Below are 13,086 nucleotides of genomic sequence, written 5' to 3' on the forward strand. Positions count from 1 at the left end.
TTTTATATTCGGATTTGTTTGAGAAACAAGTGGGCTATCAATACCATGCATTAGCATCAGGTACAACTCTAGTATATATATAGAGCCTCTTCGAACGGGTTTCCCTCTGTAACTAACACGAGAAAATTGTCACCAATGCGATATTGCGCTTCTAGAATTTTTCCTAAAACCTCGACCTGTTTTTTTGATTGCGTGTTTTCAAGCAAAATTTTTGGTGTCGTGTCTGGCTTTTCTATGATGTCCCTGACCTTAAATTCTTCTGTTTCCTTAATTCTCATTAGAAAATCCACCCAAACATGAAGTCTGCACCTAGAGCACCCAAGGCACCGCCAACAAACACGCCGACAGTTACACAAACGGGTGCGCCTGGCCCACAAACAAGTCCCGCCACTGCGCCACCTGCGGCTCCGCCAGCGAGACCACCACCAATAATCACGCCCTCCCTTGCTGTAGCTTTTGCCTTTTCTTCTGCCAAGGCTATGTTATAAACAGCGACCCCAATTGTAACGACCAAAAGCCCTCGCCTAGCTTGCTTAGTCTGTTGGCAGCCGCATTCATAGAAGGTCTTGCTCTACCTGAGCTATCAATAATTTCGAGATATACTTTGTTTTGTTTCGCGGCAGACAGATTTGAAAATGATGTGCCAAACTTACTCTGTGCGTATTTTTCCGTTAGCTCGGTAAGTGTCAACCCTGTGTTCTTTAACTTAATTGCTATGGCCCTACCGATGTCGCTTGTGCGTAAGCGCTGAGCTTCGAGAATTTGGTTTCGTATAACCTGTACCTGCTTGGCCGCTTCCTCCGGGGAGATCGCGCCAGAAGTAACCCTTGTTCGGTATTCTTGTGCCAGTTTTCTGGTTTGGTTGATATAATTCATCCTTACCTTGCCATCACTGATAAATCTGTGAGCAAAATTCATTGCCACAGATTCCATCTCCGATAAAGCACCTTCTAATGCACTTCTATCATAAACTTGATTCATTCGGTTACTCCCTTGTTTTCCTAACTAAAAGTCGACATCAAAAATGAAATCGGATCCAAAATTCAAAAATATCCAACATTGTTCCTTGTGTCATTCCTGAAATCCAATCCGGTCGGAGTAGGGCAGAATTGGGTGCTTTATTATTCCACCGTATGGAAACAATCCATTCCGCATACCGCGCTGAGAGCTATGAGCCCTGCGCAAATCGGTATGCATTCAAGAACATTAAAAAATGCCAGCCAAAGCTAGTGCCCGTTCATTCCCACGTATTCCGCAGTTGGAATCTCCATCAAAACTGTGCCGGACGTAAAACGAGTACGGGGCACCTCGAAAAACCCTGAATTTTGATGAAAACCCGGCTCTAATTTTTTGACCGGGCGGGCACACGAGCCGACTCCCTCACGCTCTTGTCGCCATTTCACTTTTCATTTTCCCCGAATCGCCCGCGTTGGGGGCCTTTCGGGCGAGGGTGGGCCTCAAAAGGCCACGACACCCGCCTGTTTCAGGTAAACCAGCCGCTTCAGGTTATAGCTGGCCGCCATCATCGTCATGGCAAAGTTCGCCCTCGCCTGGCCGATGGTGCGAATAAACTTGCCGCCCATTTGTGCGATGGCGGCGAAGGGATGCTCGACCCGTGCTCGGACCCGGGCGATGCGTTGATTACGTTGTTTCTGCCGTTCGGACAGCGGATGGTTGCGCTGGCCCTTGCGCTGGATGTGGTTGCGATAACCCGCTTCCTGGAGCTGGGCTTCCCGTTCCGCACTCGGATAGCCCTTGTCGGCATAGACGTCCCGGCTGGTGTTGCTAGTGTTCAACACCGCCTCAAAGTGCTGGCTGTCATGAGTAGCGGCGGTGCCGGTCTCGATCTTGCGGATAACCTTGTAGCGCTTGTCCACGTTGATGGAGAGCTTGTAGCCGTGGTGGCTCTTGCCGTGCTTCTTGGTCCAGGTGGCGTCCAGGTCTTTTTGCCGCCGCTTGGCCGGGCTCCAGTCCGCCGGCATCGCGCCTTCCTTCAGCATCTCCTTATCGTCCTTGCTGAAGTGCTGCTTTGGCGCAGGCACCAGGGTGGCGTCGATGATATGCCCCCCGCGGGCGATGTAGCCATGCTTGAGCAACTGCCGCTCGATGCCGTCGAACAGCGCCTGGGCGCCGACCTCGCCGATGCGGTTCTCGAAGGTCCACATCGTGGTGCGGTCCGGGATGCTGGCCGAGTCCATCAGCCCGCAGAAGCGCTGGTAACTCATCCGATCAAGCAACTGGTATTCCATCTGCTCGTCCGAGAGATTGTTGACCCGCTTGAGAAACAGGATGCGCACCATCGTTTCGGTGGGAAACGGCGGACGACCGCCTTGCGGGCTGACCGGTCGGGGCGCCGCCTGATCCACGTCCGCGGCAAGCGCCGCAAAGTCGATGTGGGTCTCGAAGGCCACCAGCGGATCGCCCATCCGGTCGATCTTCTGCTTGCGCAAATCGGCCGCAAACAGATCGGGTTTGATCGCGCTCTTCGGAGACTTTGGCATCTTCGGTTTGGTCATGTCTGGGACTCAACACACTGATTGGCTACAGGTCCTATTTTACCGGGCGCGCGCAGACCAAGGAGGTTTTTCGAGGTGCCCTACGTTCCCCGACCTGAGAGGCGCCTCGACTCATGAGGCAGAGATACCTAAACCATAAGGCTGGCTCGTCGACTGAGATACAGATAAATAAACCTAGCACAACCCACTGTTTTTGCCGTTCTTATCAAATCAGGAAACGCCGTTGGAGGCGCCGGTATCCGCGCCGTACCTATCCCGCATATAGGGAAAGAAATGCCCGTGCCATCCGCCATCTATAACCCACCCCATTACCCACAAGTCCTTTGCCTATGGAGGCCAGGCCAGTCGCGCCGATCCAAGTGCTTGATTTTCGGCTTGCGCCAGTGGGCCATCGCCTTGAATCGGAACTTTGGCGTGGCAGGCAACCCATTGATTTAAAAGCTGTAAAAAGATGTGGGTAATGGGGTGATCTATAACCGGTTCTCGATCACCAAGATCCAGGGCCTTCGAGGGATTGGTTGCAAATGTCGATTTCTGTCGAGTTTCAAAATGTTCTTGGAAACGGAGTTTCTGACGTTTCCGCCGATGGCTTCCAATGCCCGACCACGTCTTGCGACGACGATGTCGCAGTGCAGTTTGCTGTTCTCAATGATGTCGAGGGGAGGCAGTTCAGCGGGCGTGGGATTGGTCGAGGATCCGCGGCTCGCGCAGATCAGGTCGCCGGGACGCGGGGTATAGTCGCGTATGCTTCTCGGTACGAAGCTCGCCCCTGGCGTATCGGCGGTTCGGATGATGTGAGAAAGATAGATCCAGTGGGCTTCCGCGGGCGGAAACCGATCTTTCGGCACGCCCGCGGTGGCCATAACCCAGCTGACGAACGCCGCCGACCAGGGCTGTTCGCAATTTCGGCCGGTACGTTCCGGGCGGTCCACCGTACGCCAGTACTGGTTGATCCGTTGAGCGTAAGGGGATTCGTCCTCCCAGAATCCGACCAGCGGGATGCTTTCCCTGTCACCATCGTGGACGACGGACTGGCGGCCGAAATAAAGCCACTCGCTGAGCGCGAGCGCGAGAATTCTGTCTTTGATGGGCGGAAGTTCGAAAACGCCGGCAGAGGGCGTGGGCGCCCCAGCCCTGTGCGCGGGCTTTCCGGGCAGCAGTCCGCAGGCGGATAAGGTAAGAAACATAAGAAAGAAAATGGTTCTCATAGTTGCCGATCTTGGGCGATTTTCGATAGGCTGGCCGATGGGGACTCCGCGCTCATTTCGGCCCGGCCTCCGATGATTTCGAGGCCAGCCGGGATAAGCCTGTCCTGAGCCAAGTCGAAGGGCCTGTCCTGAGCCAAGTCGAAGGGGCGCAGCCGTCCCCGGCAGAGACTCTCATTCTCACGGATACATACCGATGATTCATCATATTTCTATCGCGGCCAGGCACCCCGAACACGTGGCGGCGGTTCTTGCGGAACTGCTGGGAGGGCTTTCCTTCCCATTTCCCGTTTTCACCGGCAGCTACATTGCCATCGCCGATGATCCGCACCGTACGGCGATCGAGGTTTATCCCCTCGGCACCGAGCTCAAGCCCGGGCTCGAGCGCGAACCGGTCGCTTCGGTCGACAACGAAGCGTCTTCGGCGTTTACGGCCACCCACGCCGCCATTTCGGTCGAACTAACCGAGCAGCAGATCAAGAACATTGCCGCCCGAGAAAGCTGGCGCGCCGTGACCTGCAATCGGGGCGATCTGTTCGATGTGGTCGAGGTGTGGGTGGAGAACCGCGTTCTGATCGAACTGCTCACACCCGAAATGGCAAACGCTTATCTGAAGTCGATATCTTCAAGACAATGGGCGGACTTTTTAGAGCAGAATGCGGACATGGATTAGCCGGCGAGTTCATTCGGTGAAAGGCAGTGTTATCGAATCGACCTAAGGCCTCCGGTGTGGCGCTGCTTTATTTTCACGATCCCACGTGTAGTTGGTGCTGGGCATTCAGACCGGTGTGGTCGAGCGTGCGTGCCCGGTTGCCGGCTTCCGTGGCGATCGAACAGGTCCTGGGCGGCTTGGCGCCGGACAGTACGGTGCCCATGCCGGCCGAGATGCGCGAAAGGATTCAGAGCATTTGGCGAACGATAGAACATTCGGTGCCGGGTACGCGATTCAATTTCGAGTTCTGGACGAAAACTGTTCCACGGCGTTCCACTTACCCGGCTTGCCGAGCGGTGATCGCCGCGCGCCGCCAGGGAGCGGAATACGAAGATGCCATGATCTTGGCGATTCAACAGGCCTATTACCTGCACGCCCGAAATCCCTCGAACGACTCGACTTTGATCGAACTGGCGGAAGAGATCGGTTTGGACAGTAAACGTTTCGCGATGGATCTCCGGCATCCCGATACACACGTGGAATTGCTCGAAGAAATCCGCTGGGCGCGAGAACTCGGGGTCCGCAGTTTTCCGAGCTTGCTCCTGTCTCATGACGAAGGATATTCGGAAATGCCTGTGGATTACCGAGATGCGAACCGGATTTTGTCGGCTATCGCCGCGCGTTTATAGTGCCGCCGCATCCAAGTGGCGCGAGCGCTTGTGGGACCGAGCCTTTCGACATCGCTCGAGACAGGCTTTAGAGCGTTTTTCACCAGGGTTTGGCGATGTGGGTCGAAATGGTAGGTCGGCAATCCCTTGCCGACGAAGACGCTCCATCGAGCCATGGCGTCGGGAAAGGATTCCCGACCTACAACACGCTAACCGCGCCGGAGCCGCTGTCTCACATCGTTTTCCAGTTGCCGCCATTGCCCGCGGTTCAGCCATTTTTCGCACCAGTAAGCCAACTGCGCCGGGTTGGCGCTCATGATTCGATATTCCTGTTTGGCCTGTTCGGGACCTTCGGTCGGCCACCACGAGAGCGTGTCGAATTGTTGCTGAATATGGGCCTTGATCGCTTCGAACGTATCCGCATCGATTTGAATATGCCGTGCCGTCATAATGAGTCTCCTGAATTCAGCGAAAGTCCGCGGTTTTGTCTATTTTGACGCTCTAATCTGAGCAAAGTCGTTTTTCGCGTTCGCAAAAAGGACAAAGGAGATGTTCATGAAAGCCATGCAATACACGGGTTACGGTGATCCGTCGAAGATTCGTCCGGCCGAAGTGCCGAAGCCTGAGCCCTCGCCGACTCAGTTGCTGGTCAAAGTGGCCGCGTGTTCGGTCAATCCGATCGACTGGAAGCTGCGTAACGGCAGTTTACGCTTTCTCGTGCCGATGCGGTTTCCGTCCATACCCGGCATGGATCTGGTCGGCGAGGTCGTGGCGACCGGTGCCAAAGTCGCCGGTTTTCGGCCCGGCGACCGGGTGGTGGCGTGTTTGGGCTCCAGGAATGCCGGATCGGCGGCGGAGTTCAGCGTGGTTGACGAGCGATCGGCCGCCCTGGCGCCCAACACGCTGAACGATCATCAAGCTGCAGCCTTGCCTTTGGCCGGTCTGACCGCGCTCCAGGCCCTGCGTGATCGTGGGCGTTTGCGGGAGGGAGGCAGCGTGCTCGTGGTCGGCGGCTCCGGCGGCGTCGGGCATTACGCCGTGCAGATCGCCAAGGCGCTCGGGGCGAAAGTGATCGCGGTTTGCAGCACGGCCAATGTATCCTGGGTACGCGAACTCGGGGCCGATGAGGTGATCGACTATACCCGGACCACCGAGTTCGGTCCCGCGGCCTCGTTCGATCTGGTTTTCGATACCGTGGGCTCCACGTCTTTCGGGCATTACGAGCCTTTGCTGAAACCGGACGGCATTTATGTCACCACCTTGCCCGGGATCGGTCTGATGCTTCGTGCGCTGCTGCTCCCCCTTTTCTCGAAAAAGAAGATCAGGGCCGTCATGGTGAAGTCTAAAGGACGCGATTTGGCGTTCCTGGCCGCGCTGGCTGAACAAGGCCGGCTGCGTTCGGTCATCGACAGCGTATTCCCGCTGGCCCAACTGGATGCCGCGCATCGCCGGAGCCAGACGGGACATGCACGGGGGAAGATTGTTGTCGACATACACGCCGCAGCGACGGGGCCGTCCTGAGGGTTACGCGTTCAAGGAAGCTCTGATTGAGTCTCCCATTCGGAGAAGCGAGCTGTGCAACGGATTGATCCAACAGGCCATCACCCAACCCTTTCCCAGCCGGAGAGGGCTTATTCAGAGCTTTCTTAATCGCATCTGAATTTATCGAAAGGACCGGCTACAATTATCTATTTTCTGCTCAATCTACAGATTTATGCGTATCGATTCGGACGGCAACATGGAATTGACGGCGGAAGAGAATCAAGATCTCATGGATCGCTTGGACATACCCGAGAGCGAGTACGACGATCCGCCCGTCGAAATCGAGTGTGTCGGAATAGAGAACGAGGTCGCCACCTTCAAGGCTACGAACACGAAAACCGGGAAATCGGTCGAGATGGTATTCGATTTGATGGACGACGACGATTAGTCCATTCTTCGTTCGCAAGTCTGCTGGATTAGGCCTGAGTTCGTAGCTGCCGGGCGATGTCGAACGCTCTTCGCCGAATGCCCGGCACGCGCTGCTCTCGCGGCATGACCGCGCTGCTGGTGCTTGTTTTTGGCCAGCCGGCTCGCGCCGACTTCATCCCCTTCGCCGATCAGATCGCCACCAACTTCTATTCCCTGCAATTGCGCGGGATTTCCTTCGAGTCGGACGGACAACTCGCGGAAGTCCACGTTGCCGAGGGGACCATGGATCCTGCCTCTTTCGGTCATATCCGTATCACGGATCTGAGCGCCAATTCGGTTCTTTTCGAGCAAACTTACGGAGAGCTGGGCGGCGTCTGTTGCAGTCCTCAGATCCGGGGCAGTTTCGCGGAACAGCTCCTGCTGCCTTATGCCACGCCCCTTCAGATCGACATGAACGGCCAGGAGTTCAGCGGGATGTCCGTACTATACGGCGACAAGACGGTTGCGTCCGGCGGGACGGCTTACGATCAGTATCCGTCGTTTTCGACAAGCTTGACGATCAATACGAACATACCGCCGACAGCCGTGGACGATAGCGCCGACACGCCGCGCGACCAGGCGACCGCGATCGGCGTGCTGAACAACGACAGCGGGCTGCAACTGCAACTCGGCAATGTGTCCGCGCCGGCTCACGGCACTGCGTTTACGAGCGGCACATCGGTAATCTACACCCCGGATGCGGGATACGTCGGTACCGACACGTTCGTTTATACGGTTACCAACCCGGCGGGAAGCGCCAATGCAACCGTGACCATCACGGTCAATCCGCTCCCGCCGAGCGCGGCCAGCCATAAAACCAGCACCACCAGCGGCCAGCCGGTGACCGTCACAGTGGTGGACAGCAATCCCGATCAGATCGTCGTGGCCTCGGTCTCCCAGCCGGCCAACGGCACAGCGGCGATGAACGGAACCACCCAGGTCGTGTATACGCCGAAAGCGGATTTCGTGGGCGAGGACCAATTCACTTACACCCTCAGCAATTCGAGCGGAGAAAGTACCGGAACGGTGACCGTGGTCGTCGGGAGCACTCTGAATACGGCCGGGGATCTGGTCCGGCAAGAATCCTTGGCCACGACGCTGCAAACCATCCTCGACACCAATAGCGGGTCGGAAGCCTTGCAAACGCGCATCGAAGGTCTCACGGAACTGCTCGATCAGCCCGGCGGCCTGGAGCGGGTAGCCGAAGCGCTCACCAACATCAGCCCGGAGGAAGCGGCCGCGCAGGCTCTCGGCGGCGGGCGAATTTCCAGAATCCAGGTCGGCAACGTCAATCAGCGCTTGGTGGAGTTGAGGGCCGGCGGTTCCGGATTCAGCGTGAACGGATTGACGCTGCGCATCGACGGACAAACCCTGCCCGGCAACTGGCTGGCCGCCATGCTTCCGTTCGCCGGCACCGGGGGCGCGAGCGGCGACGAGGCCTCCGGTTTCAGCCGGCTGGGCGTGTTCGTGAACGGCCAGTTCGAAGCCGGGGACCGCAACTCGACTCGCCTGCAGCCGGGATTCAGCTCCAAGGTCTACGGCTTTACGGCGGGGGTCGATTACTGGATCACGCGACGGTTTCTCATGGGCGTATCGGCAGGTTACGGCTATACCGAATCGAAATCCGTCGGGAAAGGGGGCGGTCTCGAAATCGACGGTACGACGTTTTCCCTGTTCGGCAGCTATCAGCTGACCGACCGCTGGTATCTGGACCTGGTGGCGAACGGCACCTACAACCAGTACGATGCGACCCGGAATATCGCCTACATCGATGCTTTCGGCCCGGTGCAGGCGAGGGCCAGGAGTGATACCCAAGGCTGGCAGCAGCGTTACAGCCTCAATAGCGGCTACGATTTCCCGCTGGGCCCATGGACGCTCGGGTTACGCGGACGCATGGAATATGGACGGACTACGATCGACGCCTACACGGAGCGCGGCGCGGACCCGCTCAATCTCAAAATCGATGCGCAAACCGTGGACTCGGTAACGACGGCCCTGGGCGGCATCGTGTCTTACACGGCCAGCACGGCGGTGGGCGTATTCGTATCGCAGTTCAGCGCGGAATGGGAGCACGAATTCGAAAAGGACGGCCGTCTGATCGGCGTCCGGTTTGCCGAGGACTTCGGCGGGAATCGCTTTACGGTACGAACCGACAGTCCGGACCGGGATTACGTCAATCTCAGAACCTCGGTTTCGGCGGTTCTGCCCGGCGGCGGCTCGGCGTTTGTCCAGTACGAGACCTTGGTCGATAACCGTTTCGAAACCCGTCATTCCGTCAATGCCGGCGTGCGACTGGCGTTTTAGACCGTCATTCCGGGGGTAGGCCGAGAAGGGTGCGCTTTAACGACGCATATGACACATCAGGCTTGGCGAAAGTCGTTGGCGCCCTAGGTTAGATCGACTCCAATATTCGTAGGCCGGCAAGCCCTTGCCGACAAAGACGCTCGATCGGGGCACGACGTCGGGAAAGGATTCCCGACCTACAGGGTGCACGATCGTAGGTCGGCAATCCCTTGCCGACGCAGACGCTTGATCGGGGCATGGCGTCGGGAAAGGATTCCCGACCTACAGGGTGCCCGGTCGTAGGTCGGCAATCCCTTGCCGACGCAGACGCTTGATCGGGGCATGGCGTCGGGAAAGGATTCCCGACCTACAGGGTGCACGATCGTAGGTCGGCAAGCCCTTGCCGACAAAGCCGCTCGGTCGGGGCACGGCGTCGGGAAAGGATTCCCGACCTACAGGGCGCTCGGTCGTAGGTCGGCAATCCCTTGCCGACGCAGACGCTCGGTCGGGCCGTGATGTCGGGAAAGGATTCCCGACGATTTCTAAATTTGGCGCGCAATCAGGCACCGTAGGCCGTTTCCGAAAATGCACCGAGCCGCGGTGTCAACGCTTCAACCTAAATCCGGCAGTTGGATTCAACCTGAAAAGTGCTAGGCCCTCATCCCCAGCCCTTCTCCAAGACCCTCACCCGACCCTCTCCCAAAGGGAGAGGGCGTTTTGAAGTTCGGGAGAAGGGAGTTTAACCCCTCTCCCTCTGGGAGAGGGGTTGGGGTGAGGGAATGCGGCGGCTGATGGGGCATTGCGGTCATTTCGGAAATCCAACTGCAGTTTTTAGGTTCAACGCCCGGCCAATGCCACAATCTTTTCTTCTATCGCCCGCCGTGAAATGCCGTACCGGTCCAGCAGCTCTTCCTTCGTCCCGGAGCGCGGCTCGCGGCTCACGGCGAGACGGTGTACGGGGACCGTCGAATTGGTGGCGGCGGCGATCGCATCGCCGAGTCCTCCGTCGCACCAGTGGTCTTCCACGACCACGATGCCGCGTGTTTCGCTCGCTGCCTGGCCCAGGGTCGACGCGTCCAGCGGCTTGACCGAATAAGCGTCGATGACGCGCACGGAAATTCCTCTTTCCTTGAGGCGGTCGTGGGCGGCGAGCGCTTCGTGCACGGTGATGCCGGCCGCAACCACCGTGTACCGGTCGTCCTTGTCGGCGCGCAAGACTTTGCTGCCGCCGACCGGAAAAGCTTCGCTATTGGAATAAATGACCGGGGTTGCCGGGCGGGTGGTGCGGAGATAGACGATGCCCGGCGTTCTTAGCGCCTTTTCCGTTAGACGTTCGGCGCTGACGGCGTCGCAAGGGTAGAGCACGGTACTCCCCGCTAGGGAGCGGAACATGGCCAGGTCTTCCAGGCCCATCTGCGAAGGTCCGTCCTCGCCGATGGAAATGCCGGCATGGCTGCCGCAAAACACCAGATGCGGCGGCCGGCTATGGCCGGCCATGCGGATAAAGTCGTAGCCCCGCGAAAGAAAACAGGCAAAGCTGGCCGCAACCGGAATCTTGCCGGACACGGCCAGGCCCAGCGCGGTTCCGACCAGGTTCTGCTCGGCAATGAAACTTTGGAAAAAACGCTTCGGAAATGACCGGGCGAAGAGCTCTGTGTAGGTGGAATTACTCACGTCCCCGTCGATCACCACGAGTTCCGGCATGTGTTCCCCGAGCTTCTTGAGCGCATTCCCGAAGCCCTTGCGCGTGGCGACCTTTTCGCCCCGCCGATAGCCGGGTTCCAGAGGCGGCGGCGGTTCCGCTTCGACACTTCGGATCTCGCCGACCCGGCGCGGCTCGACGGTCATATGGACGCCGGTTTCGCCCAGCTCCCTGAACGCACGGTCCATTTCTTCCTGGCTCAAGGCCTTGCCGTGCCAGCCGTGAACCCCTTCCAGGAAGGGCACGCCGCGGCCTTTTTCGGTTCGGGCGATAATGGCGGCCGGACCGCTTTTCCGCGCCCGGTACAAGGCGTCGAGAATGGCTTCCATGTCGTGCCCGTCGATTTCGAAGGTCGACCAGCCGAAGGACTGAAACCGGCGGGCGAAGACCTCGGTTCGATGCCCGTAAGGCGTGGGCCCGGTTTGGCCCAGGCCGTTGACATCGACGACGGCGACCAGTCCCGTCAGCTTGTTGAGAGAGGCGAACTGCGCCGCTTCCCACACCGAGCCTTCCGAGCATTCGCCGTCACCCAGCAGGCAGTAGACCCGGGCGGCGATGCCATCCAGACGATTGGCCAGAGCGATGCCGTTGGCGGCGGCCAGGCCTTGGCCCAACGAGCCGGTCGACACCTTGACCCAGGGGTTGGTCGGCGTCGGATGGCCCTCGAAGCTGCTGCCGAATTTGCGCAGCGAACTCAAGTCCTCGTGACTCGCACCGGATTGGCGGAGGGCGGCCCATAAAATCGGCGCCGCGTGACCCTTGGATAATATGAACGAGTCCACGTTACGGGCGCCGGGGTCGCCCGGATCCCAGCGCATTTCGTGAAAGAACAGGGCGGCGACGATATCGGCGCAGGACAGGCTGGAAGTGGGGTGACCCGACCCGGCTGCGGTGGTCATGGTGATGACATCACGGCGGAGCTGCTGCGCCACTTTCTGCAAGGGAGCGACGCCGAGACGGTTCGAATATTTCTGGCATTTGTCAGCAAGCCCTGCGAGCAAGGCGTCGTACGGTTCGATGAATTTCTGAATGCCTTCGTTTTCGAGCTGGGCGGTAACCTGGCCGAAATCGATTCCGAGCTTCGCAAGGTCCTCCATCACCCCGCGCGCTTCGTCCAAGCCCTCCTCGACGGTGTCGCGCACGCTGCCGTGATCGGCAAACGCGTCTATGGTGGTTTCCGGCATGGTGTTGACGGTATGGGGGCCGATCAGCGGCTCGACGTACATGACGTCGGCGTAGTCCGGGTTTTTCGTGCTGGTACTGGCCCAGAGCATGCGCTGCACCCGCGCGCCTCTGTCTTCCAGTACTTTCCAGCGATCGCTCGCAATGATCCGCTTGAAACTGCGATAGGCTAGCTTGGCGTTGGCGACTGCCGTTTTTCCCAGCAGCGTCCTGGGGTCGGGTTGAAGTTCCACGCTGGTTTCGGGGGTGATCCTGTGGCGCAGGAGTTCATCGGTCAATACGTCGATTCGGCTCAGAAAGAAGCTGGCTACCGAGGCCGCGCCGTCCAGTGCCAAGCCGGCCTCGCGCCGCCGCTCCAGCGCTCTCAGGTAAGCCTCGGCGACGGCCTGGTAGCGTTCCACGGAAAACAGGAGGGTGATATTGACATTGATGCCCTCGAACAGAAGCTGCTCGATGGCAGGCAGGCCGGCGAGGGTGCCCGGAATCTTGATGAACAGATTGGGCCGGTCGACCAGGCGCCACAGATGCCGCGCCTGCTCGATCGAAGCCTCGGTGTAATGGGCCACATGCGGAGAGACTTCGAGGCTGACGTAGCCGTCCAGGCCGGCGCTGGCGTCGTATACCGGGCGCAGGATATCGCAGGCGTTTCGAATGTCGGTGGTCACCAGCGCTTCGTAGATCTCGCGAACTTCCGGACAGGGGCGGCCGCCGCAGATCATGGTTTCGATCTGCTCATCGTAGTCGCCGGTGCCGGCGATGGCTTTCCGGAAAATCTGCGGATTCGATGTCACGCCACGCAAGCCTTCGCGGCGTACCCGGCATTCCAGTTCGCCGCTGGCGATCATGCGCCGTGTGAGATTGTCGATCCAGTAGCTTTGGCCGTGCTCGATCAGTTTCAGTAGCGGGTTCATGGCGTCCTCCGTTCTAA

The 13,086-nt window shown here is 58.7% G+C and carries 11 protein-coding genes; 5 read left to right on the forward strand and 6 right to left on the reverse strand.

Annotation, left to right across the window (positions count from 1 at the left end; all coding sequences use genetic code 11):
• Window positions 1-68: 68 nt before the first annotated feature.
• The 4 genes from sS8_RS03945 to sS8_RS03960 all read right to left on the reverse strand — a co-directional run bounded on the left by sS8_RS03945 (window position 69) and on the right by sS8_RS03960 (window position 3,703).
• A complete protein-coding gene (locus sS8_RS03945; protein WP_119628518.1) occupies window positions 69-278 on the reverse strand; it encodes a hypothetical protein in 210 nt (69 codons plus the stop codon).
• Window positions 279-477: 199 nt separating this feature from the next.
• Window positions 478-981, reverse strand: coding sequence for a hypothetical protein (locus sS8_RS03950; protein ID WP_197716678.1), 504 nt, complete (start codon window positions 979-981; stop codon window positions 478-480).
• A 476-nt stretch (window positions 982-1,457) separates the two neighbouring features.
• Entirely contained in the window at window positions 1,458-2,501 is a 1,044-nt protein-coding gene (locus tag sS8_RS03955; RefSeq protein ID WP_119632595.1) for an IS5 family transposase, read from the reverse strand.
• Window positions 2,502-2,986: 485 nt separating this feature from the next.
• On the reverse strand, window positions 2,987-3,703 hold the full coding sequence (locus sS8_RS03960) for a DUF2272 domain-containing protein (protein WP_197716679.1): 717 nt from the start codon (window positions 3,701-3,703) through the stop codon (window positions 2,987-2,989).
• A gap of 214 nt (window positions 3,704-3,917) precedes the next feature.
• On the opposite strand from sS8_RS03960, the gene sS8_RS03965 reads away from it, so the two are divergent.
• Both sS8_RS03965 and sS8_RS03970 read left to right on the forward strand, forming a co-directional pair.
• On the forward strand, window positions 3,918-4,394 hold the full coding sequence (locus tag sS8_RS03965; protein ID WP_119628520.1) for a hypothetical protein: 477 nt from the start codon (window positions 3,918-3,920) through the stop codon (window positions 4,392-4,394).
• A 26-nt stretch (window positions 4,395-4,420) separates the two neighbouring features.
• A complete protein-coding gene (locus sS8_RS03970; protein WP_119628521.1) occupies window positions 4,421-5,062 on the forward strand; it encodes a DsbA family protein in 642 nt (213 codons plus the stop codon).
• 188 nt (window positions 5,063-5,250) lie between these two features.
• Here sS8_RS03970 and sS8_RS03975 read toward each other — a convergent pair whose 3' ends face one another.
• Complete coding sequence (locus tag sS8_RS03975; RefSeq protein ID WP_119628522.1) at window positions 5,251-5,490, reverse strand: hypothetical protein; 240 nt, start codon at window positions 5,488-5,490, stop codon at window positions 5,251-5,253.
• A gap of 106 nt (window positions 5,491-5,596) precedes the next feature.
• On the opposite strand from sS8_RS03975, the gene sS8_RS03980 reads away from it, so the two are divergent.
• The 3 genes from sS8_RS03980 to sS8_RS03990 all read left to right on the forward strand — a co-directional run bounded on the left by sS8_RS03980 (window position 5,597) and on the right by sS8_RS03990 (window position 9,295).
• A complete protein-coding gene (locus tag sS8_RS03980) occupies window positions 5,597-6,562 on the forward strand; it encodes an NAD(P)-dependent alcohol dehydrogenase (RefSeq protein ID WP_170160943.1) in 966 nt (321 codons plus the stop codon).
• A gap of 193 nt (window positions 6,563-6,755) precedes the next feature.
• Window positions 6,756-6,971, forward strand: coding sequence for a hypothetical protein (locus tag sS8_RS03985; protein WP_119628524.1), 216 nt, complete (start codon window positions 6,756-6,758; stop codon window positions 6,969-6,971).
• Window positions 6,972-7,027: 56 nt separating this feature from the next.
• Window positions 7,028-9,295, forward strand: coding sequence for an autotransporter domain-containing protein (locus tag sS8_RS03990; RefSeq protein ID WP_119628525.1), 2,268 nt, complete (start codon window positions 7,028-7,030; stop codon window positions 9,293-9,295).
• A gap of 816 nt (window positions 9,296-10,111) precedes the next feature.
• Here the strand turns inward: sS8_RS03990 and sS8_RS03995 are convergent.
• On the reverse strand, window positions 10,112-13,069 hold the full coding sequence (locus tag sS8_RS03995) for a transketolase (protein ID WP_119628526.1): 2,958 nt from the start codon (window positions 13,067-13,069) through the stop codon (window positions 10,112-10,114).
• Window positions 13,070-13,086: the final 17 nt, after the last annotated feature.

The sequence above is a fragment of the Methylocaldum marinum genome, assembly GCF_003584645.1.
Taxonomy (GTDB): Bacteria; Pseudomonadota; Gammaproteobacteria; order Methylococcales; family Methylococcaceae; genus Methylocaldum; species Methylocaldum marinum.